This is a genomic window from Asticcacaulis solisilvae (assembly GCF_017875235.1).
Lineage (GTDB): Bacteria > Pseudomonadota > Alphaproteobacteria > Caulobacterales > Caulobacteraceae > Asticcacaulis > Asticcacaulis solisilvae_A.
In genome coordinates this window covers 62,535-84,594 of record NZ_JAGGMI010000009.1, presented here as the reverse complement: position 1 = coordinate 84,594, position 22,060 = coordinate 62,535, and the positions used below count along the sequence as shown (strand labels likewise).

The following is a 22,060-nucleotide window of genomic DNA, read 5'->3' as shown; positions in this document are numbered from 1 at the left end:
AAGGTCAAGGGCGCGGATGCTTTTTTTTCAATGCGACGAATTCAATAAATTCTCAAGGCTCTTCGACACGCGTTTGCGTGGCGCAAGAGGCTCGGCAAGCCCATGAATCTTACAGCTGAATACGGTGAGTGGGGGCGATTGCGTCGGCCGCCTTGGTGGATACGCCGGCTTCCGCTGCAAATTCTGGCCATCGTTTCACGGCCTCGATCACCTCGGCAAGAATGGTTTCTGGTCGACCGCGTTTCATGGAGCAGACAGATCCCGCAGCCTTGAAGTCCTCCAAGGCGAAGCCATCGAGCTTTCCGTTCATGGACATCTGATGCCGGGAAGTCCACTCTCCGGTCGGGTTGTAGGCGTAGTTTACGTCATAAGCCGGCGACAGGGTCCACTGGCCTGACTTGTCCATCAGGAATGCGATGTTCTTGACATGGTCGTCCTGATTGCGGGCGACAATATTGAATGCCATGCGGCGAAATTGTTCCTCAATCGCTTCCATGCCAAGGTTCAATTGGCGCATGACCAGCATGGCCTGTTCGTAACTGTAGGCACCGGCCATGTTGAAGTCGTAGTGCGCCATGGCGCAGAGCGACTGCATATGCAGCTTTGCGCCAGCGTCGGTACGATCAAACCGTTTCGTCATGAAGTGCCGGCGCCGTCCGTCTTCGAGCAAACGGCATTCGGTCATCGTGATGCCAGCGGCTTTGGCCATAAGGTAATAAGCGTATTCAATGGCCCCGAACCCTTGGGGGTCTTCGAGTTCCTTGTCGCGATTGCCGGAGACGCCGTCGAATTTCAAAAGCCAGTAGCCAAACCCCTCTCCGGCCTCGACCTGGCCGGAGCGCACTTCGTTCGTAGTCGAATTCCAGGCGATGACCGCCTTGGCGCGTGCGCCGCCGGCCGAAGTTCCGACACTGAGAATTTGTTGAAGTGCCTGCTGTCGCTTCGGCGCGGCGAAGGACTGGTTAAGGTCCTGACGATTGCGTAGAACTTCCGAAGCCAGGCCGACAAGGGCGTCGATATCGATCGGCTTGCTGCTTCTTTGGCGCGGTCCATTGGTAGGCCTGAATTCCAATGCGCCCATGGCTCTGGCGCCGGTGTAGCAGAGGCGCTCGATGGCATTGAAGCTTTCGGAGGTCCGCCCCTGGGTGGCGAGCCATGCGTTGATGACGGCGTTGCCGAATTTGTCGGGCAGGGCGTCGGCGAGCAAACCGGGCAGACCGTGGAAGGTGGTGAGCGCAAGTTCGGGGAATCGATAAACTCTCCGACCCAGCGGCATGGTCAAGGGGGCGATCTGTATGCCGCTTCGAATGAAATCCGGGTCGTATTCGAAGTCGGCATAGTCCGAGTCATCGGGCAGACGGACGGCGCCTATGCGGGTGCCCCACAGAATAATTTCTGCGGTCGAACTCATTTCTCGTCACCCCAGGACCAGCGGCCGTCTTTATTATCCGAGTGCTTGCCTGGCCTGACCCTTTGCCGACGCTGGCCGTTGTGTTCCAGAACCTCCAAGGGCCTTACGGCCGTTTCAGGCGCGAGCGCTTCGAGGCCTGAGGTAAGATTCAAAGCTTTTAGCACGCGGACCAGATTGATGAGTTGAACACTCTCGCCGTCTTCCAGGCGCTCGATTGTGCTCTTGGAGACACCGGCCTGCTCAGCCAGGCTGGCCTGCGTCAGCGCGCTATCTAGCCTGCACCGTGCGAGGCGTTCGCCCAGTTCCTGCAAAATCGCTTCATCCGTCAGACTCGACAATATTTTCATAAGTCTTCACTATTGCTGAATTATGCCCTATATGTGGCTGTAAGTCGTCATTTTTGACGATATATGCAATAATGTTTAAATTTGCATATTTCGTCAAACTTGCGGACTTATAGCGTAATAATTTACATAAATCATCAAAATTGATGATTTAAGAGATTCGCCCTATAGCGAAAATAGTAGAACGTGGCCGCTTGACCTTCCCATCATGGGAACCTTTATCTACCCGTGCAGGTATTCAGATAGGACCCTGCATCATGACTCAACGGTCGAACATAGATGAAAATACGTTAACTCTACCGATCGAGGGCATGACGTGCGCGTCGTGCGTCGGTCGAGTGGAAAAAGCTCTGCGCGCCGTCCCAGGCGTAGCAACCGCTGACGTAAACCTTGCCACGGAACGCGCCCAGGTGCGGACGTCAGGCAATGTCACCCGCGCGGACTTGATCCAGGCTATACACAATGCGGGATATGCTGTGCAGTCACCTCGCGCAATCGACCTTTCAATCGAAGGCATGACCTGCGCCTCCTGTGTCGGCCGCGTCGAGCGTGCGCTTCTAGGCGTACCGGGCATAACGAACGCCAGTGTCAACCTGGCGACCGAAAGGGCTCATATCGAACTGGATCGGTACGTCGACCCGGCACTGCCGGTTGAGGCTATTGAGACGGCTGGATATAAAGCAAGTCTGATCGAAAGCACGGCGACCCTGGAGGATGAAGCGGCCAAGCGCCGCGACGGCGAAACACGCGCTCTGCAACGTGACCTGATCCTGGCAGCCACCCTCACAGCACCGGTCTTTCTGATAGAGATGGGATCCCACCTCGTTCCGGCAATCCATCAACTGATTATGAACACCATTGGTATGTCCGCCAGCTGGTGGATGCAGTTTGTGCTTACGACCGCGGTTCTCGCCGGGCCCGGCATCAGGTTTTTCAAAAAGGGCATTCCTGCCCTGGCCCGCCTCACTCCCGACATGAATTCTCTCGTCGCGGTTGGCACGATCGCCGCATACGGTTACTCCCTGGTCGCGACCATAGCGCCCCACTGGCTACCGCCAGGAACAGTCAACGTCTATTATGAAGCCGCGGCCGTCATCGTAACACTCATCCTGCTGGGCCGCTTCCTGGAGGCAAAGGCAAAGGGGCGCACTTCTCAAGCAATAAAGCGCCTGATTGGCCTACAGGCGAAGTCCGCACATGTGCTCAGGGACGGGAAGACCATGGATATCCCGTTAGCCGAGGTTAAGGCGGGGGATCTAATCGAGGTCCGACCCGGCGAGCGCATTCCAGTCGACGGCAAGGTCCTGTCAGGTAGCAGCTTCATCGACGAATCGATGATCAGTGGTGAACCTGTGCCGGTTGAAAAGACACAGGGCGCCGAAGTTATTGGAGGCACGATCAACCAGAGAGGGGCGCTGACGTTCCAGGCAACCGCTGTGGGCGGTGACACCTTGTTGTCCCAGATCATCCGTATGGTGGAGCAAGCCCAGGGCGCGAAACTGCCGATCCAAGCTCAGGTCGATAAGGTGACGATGTGGTTCGTACCGGCCGTGATGGCGGTGGCCGCCCTGACGTTCATCACCTGGTTGATTTTCGGGCCATCGCCGGCGCTTACCTTTGCCCTGGTCAACGCTGTCGCGGTGCTTATCATTGCGTGCCCCTGTGCCATGGGGCTTGCTACACCCACCTCCATAATGGTGGGGACCGGGCGCGGTGCCGAGCTAGGTGTCCTGTTTCGAAAAGGGGAGGCGCTTCAGCGCCTGAAGGATGCTCAGCTTGTCATGCTGGACAAGACCGGCACACTCACTGTTGGCCGGCCCGTCCTGACGGACCTAGAAGTGGCGCAAGGCTTCTCCCGGGACAAAGTTCTTGCCATGCTCGCCGCAGCAGAATCGAGATCGGAACATCCGGTCGGCCGCGCAATCGTCGAGGCTGCGACGCTCGAGGGCCTGACTCTCGGCGAGGTACGCGAGTTCGCGTCCATCACCGGCTTCGGCATTGTCGCCACTGTGGATCAAAGCCGTGTGCACGTCGGCGCCGACCGGTTCATGGCGCAGATCGGCATAGACACAAGCGTTTTCGAAAAGACAGCGAATGAATTGGCCGCGCATGCAAAGACACCTTTCTACGCGGCCGTCGACGGAGTGCTTGCGGCGATCGTTGCCGTTGCAGATCCGATCAAGCCCACTACGGCCTCCGCGATTTCCGCACTTCACGAACTGGGGCTTAAAGTCGCCATGATAACTGGCGACAACCGGCACACTGCTGAAGCAGTCGCTCGTACTCTCGGGATCGACGAGGTCGTGGCGGAGGTTCTTCCGGACGGCAAGCTCAACGCGGTGCGGCGTCTGAAAGCGAAGTACGGCACAGGTGCATACGTGGGTGACGGCATCAATGATGCGCCTGCGCTCGCAGAGGCCGATGTTGGCATGGCCATTGGGACCGGTACAGATGTTGCGATTGAAGCGGCGGACGTTGTGCTCATGTCCGGCAACCTGCAAGGAGTCCCCAATGCCATCGCGCTTTCCAAGGCGACGCTCGGCAACATCCGCCAGAACCTGTTCTGGGCATTTGCCTACAATATTGCCCTGATTCCTGTCGCAGCAGGCATTCTGTATCCATTCAATGGCGTTCTGATGTCTCCCGTTATCGCAGCTGCCGCCATGGGTCTTTCTTCCATATTCGTGCTGAGCAATGCTCTTCGCCTGAAACGCTATCGCCCGCCATTTGCAGCGATACCCGCAGCACCGGAGGAGATCTTGAAATGAACATAGGACAAGCGGCCAAGGCCTCCGGCGTTTCGGCGAAGATGATCCGGTATTATGAAGAAACGGGTCTAGTCATGCCTGCGGAGCGCTCAGACAAGGGCTACCGGATCTACTCAGACAAGGATGTCCATACCTTGCGTTTTATAAGGCGCGCCAGGGACCTGGGCTTTACGGTCGAAGGGATTGCAGAATTGCTGGCGCTTTGGCGTGATCGTGGCCGCCATAGCGCCGATGTCAAGCAAATGGCTATGGGCCATGTCGCCGCGCTCCGCCGAAAGATCATCGAACTCGAAGAAATGGCAGCGACCCTTCAGACGCTCGCTGACTGTTGTGCCGGAGATGATCGGCCGGACTGTCCCATTCTTATGGATTTGGCGGCCGGCGCCGATGGCCCAGCCAAGATGCCGCATCGGTTCGGTCCCCTTGCCGAAACCAAGGTTTAGCGATGCCGGGCTGCAAACCATCGAAAGGCAAGGAATTTGAGCAGGACGATCGCTGCGGCGGCTAAGCCGATCCCAGTGAGAAAACTCATATCCAGAGACAGGGAAGAAAGAGCGGTGCGGAAAACATAAACGACGCCTGCCAAATGGAGTCCGATGATTGCAAGGACAATAACCAGGAGTAGGCCGCGCCGGCCCGAATGGTTTTTATGCATGTTTTTCTCCATGGAAAACGCGCCAAACTGCTCCGACGCTATGTGCGAATTTCGTACTCCTGCTCGCCGAAGCATCTGGACCGCCGACTGAACCATACCCTCCAGCCCGGCTACATATACTCTCCGCTCCTTGAGTTTGGGCACCAGCCGTTGGAGCTGCTGCCAGGTCAACCTTCCAGTCTCCCCATTCCAGTCCGCTGTTTGCGTCATTACAGGGACAAAGGACAAGCCCGGCTGCGTGCTGGACATTGATCGTAAGTCTTCGAGATAAGGGGCATCGTTCGGTGTTCGGTTCAACGCGATGAGGACAAGGTCGCAGTCCGGCGTCTGGTGCAAAATTGCTTTGATCATTGAATAGGCCGGAACAATCCCAATGCCGCCGACCAGAAACAGGCGAGGGTCAGTGGAGTCGATATCGGACCCAAATGCCGCGGTTGGAGCCTTCACGAGCATTTCGACGATCACTTCATCGCCCGGCTTTAGAGACAAGAGCGCCATTTTGAAAAGTGTCTCCCGCATCCGAACCGCAAATACCAGGTCGGGCTCATGCGGGGAGCTCGCAAAAGACAAAAATCGTGTGTTTCCGCCGGATGCATTTGCAGAGACCGACGGAAGGATCATGCGAACATGTTGTCCAGCTTTGTACTGAAACCCATCAGGCTTGCCGAACTCGAATTGCCAGGTCTCGGCGGCGATCTCTGTCATTGCCTTGAGCGCAATGCGGTAGCCGATCGTCGGCCGGCTGCCTTTTGCGCCGTGCAGGCGTCGCATCTTCTCGTGGTCCATTGCGTCCAGCCCCTTTTTACTTGATGGACAATGAACCAGATAATGGACAGACTGTTCAATAACAGTTTCTGGACATCAGGGCGCCGCTTTCTGACATTGGACAATCGTGACCAAAAATCTTGAAAAACATTCGATGGATCGTCGGGTCGCCAGGACCCGCCGCGCGCTGCAGCATGCGTTCATGAAACTGATTGTTGAAAAGGGGTATGAGCGAACGAGCATCCAGGACATATGCGAAGCAGCGAATGTCGGGCGGTCGACCTTTTACCTGCACTATGACTCAAAAGATGAGCTCAAACGAGCTGGGCTCGAACACCTGAGGCGCGAGCTGGTCGATGCGAGTGCAAAGGTGGAAATGAGCGGGGAGAGGGGAGGAGGGGCGCTTGCGTTCAGCAGCGCCTTCTTCAATCACGCGTATAGGCATGTAAATGTGTATAGAGCGATGATTGGCTGTGGCGGTGGCGGTGGCGGTGGCGGCGGCGCGGTCGCGCTCGCGACAATCCGCGAGATCCTTATCGATCTCGTAAGGGCAGACCCTTATCTGTCGACTGCTATCAAAAGTAATCGGGTGGTTGTTTCGATCATCGTTGGCGCGTTCATGGAAGTTCTGACGGACTGGCTAGACACCGGGGCAGAAACCGAACCTGAGGAGATCGATGCGGCATTTCGGCACTTCATTGCAAGGGGCATTGCGCCGACCGGGCGCGGCGGTTAATCTAGTATAATGCGAATGCTTCCGGTCAAAGCTATCTCATTGATGATTGGAATGCTTGCCATGCTTATCTGCGTGGCGACTCCCGCGTCTGCCGCCCCTGGTTCTCACCATCAGGGCACGGTTTCTTTGGAGCGCACATCTGAGATGCCGTGCTGCCCGGAAAAGAGTCCGACGATAAAGGTGTGTAGCCAGATGTGCCCTGTAGTTGCTGCGACTACGTTGGGCATGGCTTATGTTCCGATCTTTCGCACGCTTAAGTATCGGATCGCGGGTCAATTGCGCGCTGGTCTCACCTATGATCCTTTGGCGCCGCCGCCCCGCTGAATAGGGAAGCCTGAAGAACGATTCCTTTTAAATTCAGATCTCTTGGAGACAGTTATGAAGCGTATCATCGCAACTACCGCGTTCATCGCACTTTTCTCTGCCGGCGCTGGCTATGCAGCGGCTCCGGAAGCCGTGAACGAAGCGGTCAAAAAGTGCTGTGAAGCTATGGAAAAGTGCTGCTGCTGCGACAAAGACAAAGCCGACAGCAAAGGGCCTTCCCACGAAGGTCATTCCAACCACTAGGCCTTTACCCAGCTGAATAACATGTGCTCGCGCGGGGAACCGCGCGGGCATTTTCGTGCAAGTTCAGTCTCTTATGCTGTATGCTATTTGGCCCATCGGCTGAGACCCGAACCCGCTATCGCAGTTGCGCCCAAGCTGGCAAACAACAGGCTGAACTTTAAAACCGTGATATAGCCCAAGGCTCCCGCCATCATACTTCTTGCAGGAAAAGCCGAAATTACTAAGAAGATTGCGGCGTTCTCGATCATGTCAGCGAGAAACCAAGCAATCGGCAATGCAACAAGGGCAGTTTTCCACACGCTTTGATGACGCCCGCTCGTGATCGCGCGGCCGAGCATGATCAAGAATGCTAGCATTGTCGCTGGGAAGATGACGTCACTCGTAAACGTCATGATCCGGTATTGCATCCGGCCTTGCGGGCCGAATGCCTCGATGCGAGATTGAACTTCTGAAGCCGTAAAACTTGGGTGCTGATCAAATAGTTCTGCATTCCCAGCGGCGATGGAGACGGCCTTCATGCCCCCCGGAATGGCGACTACGTGCGTTCCGGCAAAAGCTATAACGAAAGCAACGAAGGTCAATATAAAGAACAACCCGTTTTTCCCTGGCGAAGGGGCCGGTCTCGTTGTGTCGGAAGCGTCACGCTTCCTTCGGCCAAAAATTACTCCCGTGATAAATCCGGTCAGAAGTACAAATGGGATATAAAGAATATGCTCGTGTGGCATCAAAGGACCTCTGAGTTCCCGCACACGTGTGCGATATCTGCTAATGTCGTGATGGTAGGCGAACCGGCAAGCACAGCAGGTTGGCGTACGGCCGATAGTGGACAGAGGGAGTGCCGTTGTGCGGAAACCGCCGAAGGAAAGCATAAAGCCGGACCGCCGTGTTGCGAGAACAAAGCAAAGCCTTCAACGCGCACTAATCGCGTTGCTGGGCGTCAAGCCCTACGACGAAATCAGCGTCACCGACATTTGCGACCACGCGAACGTCGGTCGGTCGGCCTTTTATCAGCACTTCAGTTGCAAGGATGATTTGTTTCGGAAAGGGTTTAGCCGACTCTCGGACGATTTGGTAACGGCCCTAAACGAAGCGCCTTTTTCGAAGCCGAATGAAAAACTGACTACTTTAGCTGAAGGGCTGTTGCGGCATGGGCAGGCCCACGCTCGGATTTATCGGGCGACCACGTCGGGGCACGCGGGAACAATGACGGCTAAGGTCATGACCGACCTACTGTCACCCATGGTGGCAAATATCCTCGACTCTTCTCCAGAACCAGACAACGTAACACTTCGCTTGAAAGCGGCCGTCATCGTCAGTGCTTTGCTGGGCGCTATGCACTGGTGGCTCCAGCGAGGCGGAAAAATGAAACTCGTAACAGTAATGGCAACAATCCAACCACTCTTGAACTCTTTCGTGTCCTCGTCGCGGTAGAGCGAGGCGCATCGGAAAGGCGCGGCGGAAGACGCAGTCTCCGAAACGCGCTGTCGGTAAACCTTGCGGGTGTGTTCGCTCGAATAACGATTGATGTCTGCCAGCTATTTCCCATAACGTTTATTATGCGAGATGGTAATATATTACCAGATCAACCGTCTGTAGGCCGCTGAGGATTAAGCACAGGGTTCGATGGTCTTACCCAACTGCTCCTGATATGCGGCCCCCCAAGTTCGCATAGCAAGAAGCACGGGCTTCAGGCTCTGCCCGAGTGGCGTCAGTTCATACTCGACCTTGGGAGGCACCTCGGGATACACGGTGCGCAATACGATGCCGTCTGCTTCAAGCTCGCGCAGTTGCAAGGTGATCATGCGCGCCGTTGCGTTAGGCGTAAGACGGCACAGCGCGTTGAACCGCAGCTTTCCCTTCAACAAGTGGAACATCAAGACCGGTTTCCACACCCCGCCGATCACCGAAAGCGTTGCTTCCACAGCGCAGCCCGTGCGACCGCCTGGGCGGCGACGCGGCTTCAATTCGGATGGCATATCCATGGCTCTACTCCGAGTATACTATCACTTATGATAGTACATGTTCAATTTGTCAGTACTTGCTCCGATCGTCTTTAGGGTTCATCTGCGTCGCACGTCAAGACACGAAGCGGAGAATGGCAATGAAGGCTGCATGGTATACACGCAAAGGAAATCCCAAAGACGTACTGCAAGTCGGAGAGCTACCGGACCCAACGCCAGGCCCTGGCGAGCTGCTGGTCCGGGTCCGCGCATCGGGGGTGAACCCGTCCGACACCAAGAATCGCGGCGGGCCATCGCCCATGGCGTACGCGCTGGTCATTCCGCATCAGGATGGCGCCGGTGAAGTGATTGGCGCAGGATCGCCCGACTTGGAACACCGCATCGGCCAGCGCGTCTGGTTTTACGAAGCACAGTTGGGCCGCCCTCACGGTTCGGCGGCAGAATACGTCGTCCTGCCCGCGCATCAAGTTCAGCCCCTCCCCGATCATGTCAAGTTCGAGGAAGGTGCGTGTTTGGGCGTGCCGGCCATGACAGCACACCGCAGCGTCTTTGCAGATGGCTCGGTCACAGACCAAGTTGTTCTTGTGACAGGCGGCGCCGGCGCTGTGGGCCGCTACGCCATTCAGTTTGCCAAGCTGGGCGGCGCTCGTGTGATAGCAACGGTCAGCCGCGATGCCCAGGCGCGATCGGCAAAAGCCGCCGGCGCCGACTTGGTGCTCAACCGCAAGACCGATGACCTTGTGGCCGGTATCCGCAATTTCACCGGCCAGGCCCGCGGCGTTGATCGCGTCATCGATGTCGCGTTCGGGGCCAATCTGGATCTTGTGATGCAGGTCCTCAACCCTCGCGGGGTTATCGCCACCTACGCTTCAGATGAAAAGCCCGAGCCTGCGATCCCGTTTTGGTCGCTTATTATGCTCGATGCGACCATCCGGTTTGTTTTGGTGTACGTCATGGACCGGGCGGCGCATCAGGCTGCGGCCGAGGCGATCAATACGGCGCTCGAAGGCAAGCAATTAACGCATGAGATTGCGCAGACTTATCGGCTGGACGAAATTCCTGACATGCACCGCGCGCAGGAAAGCGGCGCGACGATTGGCAAGCTGATCCTTCAGGTCTGAAAACTTGAGATGTTAAAAATCGCGCGGGTGCTTGTCGGATCGTTGACGGCGGATCCCAGCGGAATTTGCCGAGGATCGGTCGAAAGAGTCGCCACCCGAAGGGGGGCACGTCCTTTTGGGTTAAGCCGTATATGCGCCTCCGCCAGAACTAAGGCGCCATTTGCGGAAATAAAACTGAGACAGTTGCCATTTGGTGAAATCCGCCCAATAGCGGACATCTCTTGACCTTGTAGTGGCCGAGAGGTTCAATTGGGTGTGCCGCGGTTGCTTTCAAGGAAACTCATATGACAACTGTCGTGCGTTTGCGAGTCGAGGGCATGGATTGCGGCGCTTGTGCCCTGAAGATCGAGAATGCCCTGATCCGCGTGCCGGGTGCCAGCGACATATCGGTGTCCTATCAGAAAGAAACCCTGTCCCTTTCATTGGACGAAACGCAAACACTGTTGCCTGCCGTCGAAGACAAGATCAGGGCGCTCGGTTTTTTGACGTCGCCCATTGTGGATACGACGATCGCCCTGCCCGCTGTCGCGAATGCAAAGCCATGGTGGCAATCGGCCAAAGCCAGATTGGTATTGGCAACCGGTGGCCTGATCGCCTTGGCCTATGGACTGGCACAAATCTTCCATGTCCACGCGTTCTGGATATTTGCAGCTGTTGCAGCCGTCACGGTTATGCCCATATTGCAGCGCGCCTTGGCTGCGGCTCGCTCCGGGTCGCCTTTCACCATCGAAACCCTGATGTCGGTGGCAGCCATTGGCGCCATCCTGATCGGCGAAGCCCAAGAAGCGACAATCGTCATTCTCCTCTTCGCCATAGGCGAACTGCTGGAAGCGGTCGCCGCTGGGCGGGCACGTGCCGGCATCGAAGCCCTGATCAATCTCATTCCGAGAAGCGCCCGGCGCGAACGTGGCGGGGTAATCGAGGAGATTCCCGCTGAGGCGTTGGAGGTTGGCGATGTCGTGGTCGTTCGCCCCGGGGATCGCGTGCCGTCCGACGGGATTGTTATCGAGGGCGTCTCTGAACTGGACGAATCGCCGGTGACTGGTGAATCGATACCAGTCAAGAAGCATCCTGATTCCCAGGTCTATGCTGGCAGTATCAACGCCCACGCCGCCCTGCGCGTCCGCATTACCCATAAGGCTGCAGACAACACGATTGCGCGCATCGTCCACCTGGTAGAAGAAGCACAGGAGTCGAAAGCGCCCATGGCGCGCTTCATCGACCGCTTCAGCCGGTGGTACACTCCGGCTGCGATGGTTGTGGCGTTTCTGGTTATGGTCGTTCCCCCCGTGCTTTTCGATGAAAACTGGCAGACGTGGGTCTATCGCGGCTTGGCGACGCTCTTGATCGCCTGCCCATGTGCTTTGGTAATTTCGACGCCAGCGGCCATTGCGTCCGGCCTTGCGGCAGGCGCACGGCAAGGCTTGCTGATCAAAGGCGGCGCGGTGCTTGAAACCTTGGGTAAGGTACGCTCGGTCGCCTTCGACAAAACGGGGACGCTGACACGCGGACGGCCGCAGGTTACGGATGTTGTTTGCTTCGATGGCGAAGAGGACGAAATGCTCGGCAGGGCCGCGGCCGTCGAAGCCCAGGCCAGCCATCCGCTGGGACAGGCCATTGTTCGCGCTGCCGATGCGCGAGGAATTGCGCGACCAATAACATTCGGTGGCAGTCAGGTCATCGCTGGAAAAGGCGTAACGGCGCGCCTGAAATCCGGTTTCGTGACCGTGGGCTCCCCCACCTATGCCGACCAGAAAGCCGGTTTAGCCCCTCAGGCCATGGCACGGATCGAAGCGCTGGAGCAAGGCGGCAAGACAGTCGTTGTCGTCTTTGCCGGCAAGATCATCGAAGGTCTCATCGCCATTCGCGATGAGCCACGCGAGGACGCGGCTGCAGCTTTGACTTGGCTGCGTGTTCAGGGTATCCGCGCTGTCATGCTGACCGGCGATAATCCACGTACGGCTTCGGCGATCGCCCAAGGGCTAGGTATTGAAGTCGAGGCTGGCCTTCTTCCGGAGGCAAAGCTTGACCGCATTCGTAGCCTTGGTGAAAATGCGCCTGTGGCGATGGTTGGTGACGGTATCAATGACGCCCCGGCCCTCGCCGCTGCCGCTGTCGGAATCGCAATGGGCGGCGGCACGGACGTGGCACTGGAAACGGCCGATGCCGCCTTGCTGAAGGACCGCGTCACCGGCGTCGCCGACTTGGTCTCACTTTCGCAGGCGACGATCGGTAATATCTGGCAGAATATTGCACTCGCGTTGGGCCTCAAGGCCATCTTTCTTGTGACTACCCTCACGGGGACGACCACATTGTGGATGGCCATCCTTGCGGATACGGGGGCAACGGTTCTTGTGACCGCAAATGCCTTGAGACTGCTCGCCTTCAAGGGCCGTCCGACCTGAAATGTCTCAGGCGGGATAAATGAGATGGCGCGGCCGCGTGAAATATTATAACAGTACTTCCAGAGTCATTGGTGACAGGTACGCTCTGATGTTCCGCCCAAAACTGCCTGCAGAAATCGCCGACCTAATAGGCGTTGCCCTGTCCGCGGCCTGCCTGCTGCATTGTCTGGCGCTTCCCGCCATCATCGTGTTGTTGCCATCGCTCGGCATCTTCTTCGACGCGCATTGGGTTCATCAGGTGTTGATCGGCATCGCCGCCCCGGTCAGCATGTGGGCGATCATTCGCTCTGGATTTTGGCGGCAGTATCAGGTCGGCGTCCCCATGGTGGCAGGCCTTTTGCTTCTGACAGTCGCGGCATTTTTCAAACCGGCTGAAGCTTTTGAAGCGCCCATCAGCATGATTGGTGCGACACTGCTGGCCTTCGGCCACTATCGCAACAGCCGACTTGTCCGCAAGCTCAAGCAACTCGCCATGACATCCCGTTTGGCGGCTTGAACTGGCTGCGAAAGAGCGCGTACCGTAACGAAAAATGCCCGTACCGCTGAAGCGATACGGGCACCTTGGTACACGCAATGACGGTTAGTGCGCCTTGTTTGCCGCAGGGCAATCGGCGTGGTCAGTCTTGTCACAGCAACACTTTGCCATGGCTTCGCAACAGGCCTTTACAGCTTCTGGTGCCGCGACAGCCGCCCCAGCAGCGAGAAGGACAGCAAAGGCCGACCCAATGATGAACGTTTTCATGATTTAACTCCTTGAATATTGGAAGATTGTGAGGTTTCGATCTTCGGAGTCAGCGTGGAGGCGGCGCTTGGGGCGCGTAACTCAGGCCCCATTGTCTTTTGGGCGCGATGTAAAACTTGACCGGATTTTCCGCCGGCACGTGATCAAAGGCAAAGGCAAAGGCAGGCGAGACGACTAGCGGACAATGTAGAGCGCAGGCGTTGATCGACGTGGGCACTTCCGGGCAACATGGCATGTCATCGTGAGTTTCGCCGTGTGCTACCGGTCCGATGCTCGTCACGGATTGCGCGTAGGCCGGCGCGCTCACGCAGAGCAGCAGCGCAGCGAGACCGAGCAATAATCCCATCAGGTTAAGGGGTTGACGCATGAACTTGAAGCTACAAGGCTCTCCGGTTAATGGCAATGTGACGTTTTGTCATGATGGCACCATTTGCTTAGGTGTCACCCTCCTCCGCCGCCATCGCGGCAATCAGATTCAACACGCTTCGGCGCAGACCCGTGCTTTTCACGCGCGCCAAGGCCAAGGCGACATCCACTCCATCGGATTTCACAATAAGCCGCCGCGTTGATGATGGGACTTCCTGACCCGATTGAAAATCGCCAGAATGACCGTAGCCGTCAAAGAAGTATCCAATACCAATGCGAAGGGCGCGGCTGATCGCGTACAGCTTTGAGGAACTTATACGGTTGCTACCGGATTCGTATTTTTGAACCTGCTGGAATGACAGATCGAGTGCCTTCGCCAGCTGCTGTTGTCCGATGCCCAAGGCGTGCCGACGCATCCTGATACGGGCGCCGACGTAGATATCGACCGGGTGTGGCTGGTTAGATTGTGGTGAAATCTCGGACGGCGACATGGTTATAAATCGGGTCCCTTAAACAATCGCCAAGTCTCACGTTGGGCAAGTGCTCCCTGCACCACCCGCCTCAGCTTTACCTCGACAGGTATGGTCACCGTCAGAGCGTTCGATACCTTAGAATTCCCGGTTGTCATGCCGCCACCGATGGTCCGGTCGCGGCGAGTCTTTCGGAAAGATGTTCGACGACGTATTTCGCATCAGGCCCGGCCCCAACGATCAACGCCGAGGCCATGCTGGACTGAAAAGGCCTGCCCAAATAGTATAGGCCCGGGACAGGTGACAGACCTTTCGGCAAGATCGACAAACGCCCCTCGGGCGTCTTGGCCGTTCGAATATCTATCAGTGACGTGTCGACGGTGTGCCCAATTGCCCAGATAACGGTGCGCGGAGACACCGAACTGCCATCCTCGAACCACACCTGGGAACCTCGCGCCTTTACAAAGCGAGGATAGAGCCGAACGCCTTTTTCTTTTAACTCTGCGTGAGAGGGTGCCGTCTCGGGGAGCGGCATGGGAAATCTACTTAACTTTGCGCCCGATTTGGGATTGAAAAATCCCAAAAGGCGGAACCACCAAAACACGCTTTTCCCAAAGATCGGATCTGGAAACTGGATGCGCGGACGCCCGGTTGCCAAGTGTACCTCATGCGTGCCTGCCAATTCCGCCGCAAAATCCCTGCCGGCTGCACCGTCACCGATAATCAGGACAGGCCCCGCCGGCAATTGCTGCGGGTTACGGTAGGCCGAGGCATCGGTTTGATGGATTTTTGGGCTGAGGTCCTTGCGTTCCGGCGGCTGCCTAGCGCCAGGATAGGCCCCGAACGCGAGAACTACGTTGCGTGCCAGTATCGGACCGCGATTGGTGATGGACAGCTCAAACGTGCCGTCTTGCCGCTGTTTCACCCGGTTGATTTTCCGTTCAAGGTCGATCGGCAGTTCGAATGTCTTCGCATAGGTTTCCAGATAATCGGCGAACTCTATCCGATCGGGTCGGCCCTTTGGATCGCCCGCAAGCGGCAAACCCGGCAGCGCGCTGAATTCTCGCGGTGTGAATAGACGCAAGGAGTCGTACCGATTGCGCCAAACATCCCCCACCCGCTTGCCGCCCTCGACGATACGAAAGGTCAACCCCGTTGTCTTCAGGTAGTAGCCGGCGGCCAAGCCGGTTTGCCCGGCGCCAAGGATAACCGCGTCGAATACTGTGGGCGAGGTTTCTGGACTGGATCGTTCAGCCACCTTCCGCCCCCTTCCAGGCCAGGAGCCGCATAGCGTTTGCGGTGACCAGAACGGTCGCGCCGGTGTCGGCCAGAATGGCAGGCCACAAACCGGTGATGCCGAGGATCGTCGTCACCAGGAAGACTGCCTTCAATCCCAGCGAAATCGTGATGTTTTGCACGATGTTGCGCATGGTCGCCTTGGACAGGACGATCATGTTCGAGATGTCCATAACCCGCCCGTGCAGCACAGCCGCATCAGCGGTCTCCAACGCGACGTCGGTCCCGCCGCCCATGGCGATGCCAATGTTGGCCTCGGCGAGAGCCGGAGCGTCGTTGATACCGTCGCCGACCTTGGCGACGATCTTTCCGTCTTTGCGTAGTTCAGCAACGATGCGCTGCTTGTCTTCGGGCAGCAGTTCCGCCTTGGCCTCCATGCCGAGTTGCTTGGCGATCGCCATGCCGGTCCGACGATTGTCTCCGGTTAGCATCAAGGTAGTGATGCCCATTTGCTGTAGTGCCTGAACACCTTGCTTGGCGTCGGGTCGAGGCTCATCTCGCATGGCGATGAACCCGACAATTTGCTTGGCGACGATCAGGATAGAGACCGTCTTGCCTTCGTCATTGAAGCCTTCGATCTTCTTCAGCATGGCTTCGGACACAGCGATCACTTCAGCCGCCGCCTTTGGCGAGTACAGGAGCACGTCTTCGGCATCGACCTTGCCGACGACACCCTTGCCGCCTACGGCCTTTGAACCTTCCGCAGAACCGTGCTTGACACCTCGGGCTTTGGCCTCGTTCAGGATCGCAACGGCCAAAGGATGGCTCGAGCCGGCTTCCAGCGCCGCCGCGATACGAAGCACCTCGTTTTCATCGAAATTCTCCCCCACGATATCGGTTATCTTGGGCTTGCCTTCAGTCAGCGTGCCGGTCTTGTCCATGGCGACGAAATTGACCTTTTGGAAGGTCTCAAGCACTGCACCGCCTTTCATCAACAGGCCCCGCTTGGCGCCGGCGGATAAAGCCGCAGCGATCGCTGCCGGTGTCGAGATCACCAAGGCGCAAGGGCATCCAATCAGGAGCACGGCCAATCCCTTGTAGATCCACTCGCTCCAGGTCCCGCCCATGGCCAGCGGTGGAATCACCGCCACAAGTGCGGCGAAAACCATGACGCCGGGCGTGTAGTATCTAGAGAAGCGATCGATGAACCGTGCCGTTGGCGCCTTCGATTCCTGCGCTTCCTCGACCAGGGTGATGATGCGCGCGATGGTGTTGTCTTGGGCGGCCGCCGTCACGCGGACCTTCAGTACGGCGTCTTGATTGATGGTGCCGGCATAGACCTGATCGTCAACACCTTTCCGTTTCGGCACCGACTCGCCGGTCACCGGCGCTTCATCGATGGAACTTTCCCCGTCTATAATGAGACCATCTGCCGGTACGCGATCGCCTGGGCGAATGACCGTGATGTCTCCGACCTTGAGCGTATCCGCCTGGACCTTTTGCGTTTCACCGTCGACCTCCAGCAAGGCTTCCTTCGGCACCAGCGTGGCCAGGGCGCGGATACTGGCGCGGGCTCGGCCGGCGGCGATATTCTCCAGCAGTTCCCCCACAAGGAAGAGCACGACGACAACCGCGGCCTCTTCCGCCGCATCGATAAAGATCGCGCCGATGGCGGCGACCGTCATCAGGGTCTCGATAGAGAAGGGATACCCCTTGGTCACACCGATGAAGGCGCGGCGGCCAATGGGTATAAGACCTACGAGCATGGCGACGATGAAGCCCCACGGCTCGGTCTGAGGGACGACCTTTCCCAAAAGGAAAGCGATTCCCAAAGCAATTCCGCAGAGAATGGTCAGTCTCGCTTTTGCACTCTTCCACCACGGACCATCTTCGGCGCCATGATCGTGGCCATGTAGGCCTTCCAGTTCGTCGTCATGCTTATGCGGCTTTCCGCCCGCCTCATCCGCGTTATGATTTGCCCCGCCACCTGTCTCGTGCGCCATGCGCTTTCCTTTCGTGATCGATACCGTCCCCGCGAACATCCACCCAGCCTTGAGGGGCTATTTCTGCGGACAGTCTTCCTGTGCCGTTTTGCCGGCCTCACAGGCTGTAACCTCGGGCGTCTTGGGCACCTTGACGATCCGGTAGAATTTGTCGCGCGGGGCGCGTGACCACTTTTCAGTGCGGAGCGTATAGTCCGCATCCGCCGGCGCCGTGACGCAGGCCGATACAAGAACCGCCAAGGCGAGGAGAGCCGAACAGGCGGCGATTTTCATTTTTTTCATTTTGAGACCCTTTCGAGGATTCATTACGTTGCGCCCCCGCACGGATTGTCGGACTAGATACTGCTACTCGACCTCTGCTTTTCCCGGTCCTGGAATGCTGCCGTTTCGATCTGGAAGGTCGCATGGGCCACACCGTGCTTCCCCGCGACCGCCTGCGCCTCTGTGACGATGCGCTCATTGAGATCGATCGTCGCCACGACCAAGTGCGCGGTCAGGCTATTCTGACCTGTCGTGACCGACCAGACGTGCAGGTCATGGACCCCTTGGACGCCCCGAATGGATTCCAAATCGGACTGGACTTTGTGCATGTCGATACCGGCAGGCACGCCCTCCAGAAGCACATGCATACTCTCGGACAGGAGGTTCCAGGTCCGCGGAAGCACCCAAAGGCCTATCAGGACCGCGAGGATCGGATCGACCTGTGGAATCTTGGTGATGTAGATCAGGATCGCGGCCACGATGACACCGGCGGAGCCCAGCATATCGGCGAGCACTTCGAGATAGGCGCCCTTCATGTTCAGGCTCTCATCGCTGCCGCCTTGCAGCACCTTCATACTGACCAGATTGACGACTAGGCCTATGACAGCGACGATCAGCATGCCGGTCGTCTGAACTTCCGGCGGTTCGCTAAAGCGTTGCCAGGCTTCATAAAGAATGTAGATGGCGACAAGGAAGAGAACGATCGCATTGAAGACCGCCGCGACGACTTCGAACCGTCGATAGCCATACGTGCGTTTGGCGTCCGCGGCTTTTTTCCCGATCTGTATGGCGACGTAAGCAATGATGAGTGCCATCACGTCCGTCAGCATGTGCGCGGCATCCGACAGTAACGCCAAACTGTTGAACGCAATCCCACCGATGACTTCGGCGACAAGATAGGTCCCCGTCAGGCCGATCGCCAGCAGTAGACGCTTTTCGTTTGCTTTGCGCGCATCCGGGCTCGGCTGGGCGCTTGCACCTGTTTTGCCCCCGCTGTGATCATGCGCCATAGGCGCCTCCTTTCAGCAGTGTGGAAAGGCACGGCCGCCAAGCGGCCGTGCCTGACCTTTAAATCCCCTCTCCGGTAACCTGGCGGGCGCGCTCTTCCTTCTTCGCCTTGCCACCGTGGACAATGCGATAGAGGGCCGGGAGCACCAGCAGGGTGAGAAGGGTGGACGAAACGATACCGCCGATGACGACCGTCGCCAGCGGGCGCTGGACTTCGGAGCCCGCGCCAACATTGAACGCCATGGGCACGAAGCCCAGAGACGCAACGAGCGCGGTCATCAGGACGGGACGCAGACGGGTCAGAGCGCCTTCGATGATGGCGTCATCGAGGAATTTGCCCTCGGCCCTCAGCGACTTGATAAAGGTCAGCATAACCACGCCGTTGAGCACCGCCACCCCGGACAGAGCGATGAACCCCACCCCTGCCGAGATCGACAGCGGAATACCCCGCAGGGCCAACGCCACGATGCCCCCGGTGAGCGCCAAGGGCACGCCGGAGAAGACGATCAGCGCATCTTCCATTGTTCCGAACAGCAAGAACAGAAGTCCGATGATCAGGATCAGGGCGATCGGAACGACGATCTGCAGACGTTGTGCCGCCGACGTCATCTGCTCGAAGGTCCCACCATATTTAACCCAGTAGCCTTCCGGCATCTTCACCTCGGCACCGACCTTCTGTTGAAGGGTGGTGACGAAGGTTCCCAGGTCCGCGCCACGCACGTTCGCCGTAACGACGACGCGACGCTTGCCTTCTTCCCGGCTGATCTGGTTCGGGCCGTTGATCATTTCGATCTTGGCCACGTCCGCCAGCGGGATGAAGCTGGTGCCGGTAAAGCCTTCCGTCGAGTCGCCGTCGCTGCTCACCGGAACGCGCAGGCGGCCGATTTCGGCGATATTGGCGCGTTGCGTCTCCGGCAGGCGTACAATGACGTCGAAGCGCCGGTCTCCCTCAAAGATCTGGCCGGCTTCCGTACCGCCCAAGGCCGTTGAGACCACGTCCTGAACATCGCCAATGCTCAGCCCCAGGCGCGCCATGGCGGCACGATCGGGGGTGATCTGAAGCATCGGAAGACCAGACACCTGTTCGACGCGGACGTCTTCAGCTCCAGGTATGGTCGACATCACGCGTTGGATGGAATTGCCGGTCTTAAGCAACTGATCGAGATCGTCCCCGAAGATCTTGACGGCAACGTCGGAGCGCACGCCGGAGATGAGTTCGTTGAAGCGCATCTGAATCGGCTGGGTGAACTCGTAGTTGTTGCCAGGAATCTCCTCGACCGCCTTTTGCATGCGCTCAACGAGACTGTTCTTCGGTTCCTTGGGATCAGGCCACTTTTTCCGGTCCTTCAGAATGACGAAGGTGTCGGCAACAGACGGCGGCATGGGGTCGGTAGCGACCTCCGCCGTCCCGATCTTGGCGAACACGCGATCGACTTCCGGGAACTTTTTCAGACGCGCCTCGACAGCCGCCTGCATATGGATCGACTGGGTCAGGCTGGTGCCCGGGATACGCATGGCATGGAGCGCCACATCGCCTTCGTCGAGTTGCGGAATAAATTCCGCGCCCAGACGCGTGGCCAGAAGCCCCGACAGGACCGCCAGGACGACGGCACTGACGACGACAATGACACGCGCCTTGATCGCCAGGCGAAGCAGAGGCTCGTAGAAGCTTCTTGCCCCGCGCATCACGAAGCTTTCCTTCTCTTCGACCTTGCCGGTGACGAACATGGCTACCGCGGCGGGAACGAAGGTAAGGGACAGCACCAGGGCGCCGGCCAGGGCCATGACGACGGTAGCCGCCATCGGATGGAACATCTTTCCTTCGACACCCGACAGGGCGAAGATCGGGAAGTAGACGATGGTGATGATCAGCACGCCGAACAGCGACGGCTTGATGACCTCAGCCGATGCCTTGGAAGCTAGGTCGAAGCGCTCATCCTTGGTCAGCAAACGTCCCAAGTGATGTTGCGCCTCGGCAAAACGCCGCAGACAGTTCTCCATGATGATTACAGCGCCATCGACGATCAGACCGAAGTCGAGCGCGCCAAGCGACATCAGGTTGCCCGAGACCTTGTTCTCGACCATGCCCGTAATCGTCAGCAGCATGGCGATAGGGATAACCATGGCCGTGATAATCGCCGCCCGGATATTACCGAGCAGGACGAACAGGATGACGATGACGAGCAACGCACCTTCGGCCAGGTTCTTTTCGACCGTCTTCAGCGTGCGTTCGACCAGGGTCGTCCGGTCATATACGGCGACAGCCTGGACGCCCGACGGCAGGGACTTGTTGGCTGCTTCCAGCTTGGCGGCAACGGCCTTGGCGACCGTCCGGGAGTTTTCCCCGATCAGCATGTTGACAGTGGCAACCACGACCTCCTTGCCGTTCTGAGTCGCCGCCCCTGTCCGCAGTTCTTCACCGAGGATCACGTCAGCAACGTCGGCCACGCGGATCGGAACGCCCGAGCGGGTCTGGACGACGATTTGCGACAGGTCGGCGATCGTGTTGGCCTGACCTGGAACACGAACCAGGAACTGCTCGCCGCTCTTTTCGACATAACCCGCGCCACGGTTGCCGTTGTTCTTCTCGAGGGCCGCGATGACGTCAGCCATAGTTAGCCCGTAAGCTGACAAGCGCTCAGGATAAGGGGTGACGTGGTACTGCCGCTCGAAACCGCCGATCGTGTTGACCTCGGTGACCCCCGGGGTGTTGCGCAGTTGCGGGCGGATGACCCAGTCCTGAAGGGTGCGCAGATCCTCAGGCGTGTACGCCGAACCGTCGGCCTTGCGGGCGTTGGGCTTGGCTTCGACCGTGTACATGAAGATTTCGCCCAGACCGGTCGAGATTGGGCCCAGTTGCGGTTCAGATCCGGCGGGAAGCTGGCTTCTGACCGACTGGACCCGCTCATTCACAAGTTGGCGGGCGAAGAAGATATCGGTGCCTTCTTTGAACACGACCGTCACTTGGCTGAGCCCGTAGCGCGAAATCGAGCGGGTGTATTCCAGTCCCGGCAAGCCGGCGAGCGCCGTTTCCACGGGGAAGGTAATGCGTTGCTCGGCCTCAAGTGGGGAGTAGCCTTGTGCCTCAGTATTGATCTGCACCTGGACGTTTGTGATGTCCGGTACGGCATCGACCGGCAAACGGGTGAAGTTGTAAACGCCCAAGGCCGAAAGGGCCAGGACGATGATCATGACGATCCAGCGATGCCGGATCGACTGTGCAATGATTTTTTCAAGCATG

General features: G+C 58.0%; 20 protein-coding genes. 8 read left to right on the top strand and 12 right to left on the bottom strand.

Going from position 1 to position 22,060, the window contains the following annotated elements; all coding sequences use genetic code 11:
- Window positions 1-109: 109 nt before the first annotated feature.
- Entirely contained in the window at window positions 110-1,411 is a 1,302-nt protein-coding gene (locus J2X24_RS15235) for a type II toxin-antitoxin system HipA family toxin (protein ID WP_209723492.1), read from the bottom strand.
- Window positions 1,408-1,758 (bottom strand): helix-turn-helix domain-containing protein, encoded by a 351-nt coding sequence (locus J2X24_RS15230; RefSeq protein ID WP_209723490.1) that lies wholly within the window; start codon window positions 1,756-1,758, stop codon window positions 1,408-1,410. The genes J2X24_RS15235 and J2X24_RS15230 overlap by 4 nt, the downstream gene beginning before the upstream one ends.
- 254 nt (window positions 1,759-2,012) lie before the next feature.
- On the opposite strand from J2X24_RS15230, the gene J2X24_RS15225 reads away from it, so the two are divergent.
- Entirely contained in the window at window positions 2,013-4,523 is a 2,511-nt protein-coding gene (locus tag J2X24_RS15225) for a heavy metal translocating P-type ATPase (protein ID WP_209723488.1), read from the top strand.
- On the top strand, window positions 4,520-4,966 hold the full coding sequence (cueR, locus tag J2X24_RS15220; RefSeq protein ID WP_209723486.1) for a Cu(I)-responsive transcriptional regulator: 447 nt from the start codon (window positions 4,520-4,522) through the stop codon (window positions 4,964-4,966). The genes J2X24_RS15225 and cueR overlap by 4 nt, the downstream gene beginning before the upstream one ends.
- Here cueR and J2X24_RS15215 read toward each other — a convergent pair.
- Window positions 4,963-5,964, bottom strand: coding sequence for an FAD-dependent oxidoreductase (locus J2X24_RS15215; protein ID WP_209723484.1), 1,002 nt, complete (start codon window positions 5,962-5,964; stop codon window positions 4,963-4,965). The two genes, cueR and J2X24_RS15215, sit on opposite strands and share 4 nt — an antisense overlap.
- Before the next feature lie 106 nt (window positions 5,965-6,070).
- On the opposite strand from J2X24_RS15215, the gene J2X24_RS15210 reads away from it, so the two are divergent.
- Both J2X24_RS15210 and J2X24_RS15205 read left to right on the top strand, forming a co-directional pair.
- Window positions 6,071-6,679, top strand: a complete 609-nt coding sequence (locus tag J2X24_RS15210) for a TetR/AcrR family transcriptional regulator (protein ID WP_209723482.1) — start codon at window positions 6,071-6,073, stop codon at window positions 6,677-6,679.
- A 378-nt stretch (window positions 6,680-7,057) separates the two neighbouring features.
- A complete protein-coding gene (locus J2X24_RS15205) occupies window positions 7,058-7,246 on the top strand; it encodes a hypothetical protein (RefSeq protein WP_209723480.1) in 189 nt (62 codons plus the stop codon).
- Window positions 7,247-7,329: 83 nt separating this feature from the next.
- Here the strand turns inward: J2X24_RS15205 and J2X24_RS15200 are convergent, their stop codons facing one another.
- A complete protein-coding gene (locus tag J2X24_RS15200) occupies window positions 7,330-7,971 on the bottom strand; it encodes a hypothetical protein (protein ID WP_209723478.1) in 642 nt (213 codons plus the stop codon).
- 118 nt (window positions 7,972-8,089) lie between these two features.
- Here J2X24_RS15200 and J2X24_RS15195 point away from each other — a divergent pair, with 118 nt between their 5' ends.
- Entirely contained in the window at window positions 8,090-8,677 is a 588-nt protein-coding gene (locus J2X24_RS15195; protein WP_209723475.1) for a TetR/AcrR family transcriptional regulator, read from the top strand.
- Between the two features lie 176 nt (window positions 8,678-8,853).
- Here J2X24_RS15195 and J2X24_RS15190 read toward each other — a convergent pair whose 3' ends face one another.
- Complete coding sequence (locus J2X24_RS15190; RefSeq protein ID WP_281064962.1) at window positions 8,854-9,228, bottom strand: winged helix-turn-helix transcriptional regulator; 375 nt, start codon at window positions 9,226-9,228, stop codon at window positions 8,854-8,856.
- Window positions 9,229-9,347: 119 nt separating this feature from the next.
- Here J2X24_RS15190 and J2X24_RS15185 point away from each other — a divergent pair, with 119 nt between their 5' ends.
- The 3 genes from J2X24_RS15185 to J2X24_RS15175 all read left to right on the top strand — a co-directional run bounded on the left by J2X24_RS15185 (window position 9,348) and on the right by J2X24_RS15175 (window position 13,229).
- On the top strand, window positions 9,348-10,328 hold the full coding sequence (locus J2X24_RS15185) for an NADPH:quinone reductase (RefSeq protein ID WP_209723472.1): 981 nt from the start codon (window positions 9,348-9,350) through the stop codon (window positions 10,326-10,328).
- Window positions 10,329-10,612: 284 nt separating this feature from the next.
- A complete protein-coding gene (locus J2X24_RS15180; protein WP_245344726.1) occupies window positions 10,613-12,733 on the top strand; it encodes a heavy metal translocating P-type ATPase in 2,121 nt (706 codons plus the stop codon).
- Between the two features lie 88 nt (window positions 12,734-12,821).
- On the top strand, window positions 12,822-13,229 hold the full coding sequence (locus J2X24_RS15175; protein WP_209723470.1) for a MerC domain-containing protein: 408 nt from the start codon (window positions 12,822-12,824) through the stop codon (window positions 13,227-13,229).
- A gap of 84 nt (window positions 13,230-13,313) precedes the next feature.
- On the opposite strand, the gene J2X24_RS15170 is transcribed toward J2X24_RS15175, so the two are convergent.
- The 7 genes from J2X24_RS15170 to J2X24_RS15140 all read right to left on the bottom strand — a co-directional run bounded on the left by J2X24_RS15170 (window position 13,314) and on the right by J2X24_RS15140 (window position 22,059).
- Window positions 13,314-13,475, bottom strand: a complete 162-nt coding sequence (locus tag J2X24_RS15170) for a hypothetical protein (RefSeq protein WP_209723467.1) — start codon at window positions 13,473-13,475, stop codon at window positions 13,314-13,316.
- A 434-nt stretch (window positions 13,476-13,909) separates the two neighbouring features.
- A complete protein-coding gene (locus J2X24_RS15165) occupies window positions 13,910-14,332 on the bottom strand; it encodes a helix-turn-helix domain-containing protein (RefSeq protein WP_209723464.1) in 423 nt (140 codons plus the stop codon).
- 133 nt (window positions 14,333-14,465) lie between these two features.
- The gene (locus tag J2X24_RS15160; RefSeq protein ID WP_209723462.1) at window positions 14,466-15,569 is read right to left on the bottom strand and encodes a flavin-containing monooxygenase; all 1,104 of its coding nucleotides are present in this window, start codon (window positions 15,567-15,569) and stop codon (window positions 14,466-14,468) included.
- On the bottom strand, window positions 15,562-17,550 hold the full coding sequence (locus J2X24_RS15155; RefSeq protein ID WP_209723457.1) for a heavy metal translocating P-type ATPase: 1,989 nt from the start codon (window positions 17,548-17,550) through the stop codon (window positions 15,562-15,564). The genes J2X24_RS15160 and J2X24_RS15155 overlap by 8 nt, the downstream gene beginning before the upstream one ends.
- Window positions 17,551-17,607: 57 nt before the next feature.
- Window positions 17,608-17,832: a hypothetical protein gene (locus tag J2X24_RS15150; RefSeq protein ID WP_209723454.1), complete on the bottom strand. Its 225-nt coding sequence runs from the start codon at window positions 17,830-17,832 to the stop codon at window positions 17,608-17,610.
- A 53-nt stretch (window positions 17,833-17,885) separates the two neighbouring features.
- Window positions 17,886-18,821, bottom strand: a complete 936-nt coding sequence (locus J2X24_RS15145) for a cation diffusion facilitator family transporter (RefSeq protein WP_209723451.1) — start codon at window positions 18,819-18,821, stop codon at window positions 17,886-17,888.
- A gap of 58 nt (window positions 18,822-18,879) precedes the next feature.
- Entirely contained in the window at window positions 18,880-22,059 is a 3,180-nt protein-coding gene (locus J2X24_RS15140; RefSeq protein ID WP_209723448.1) for an efflux RND transporter permease subunit, read from the bottom strand.
- Window position 22,060 lies beyond the last annotated feature (1 nt).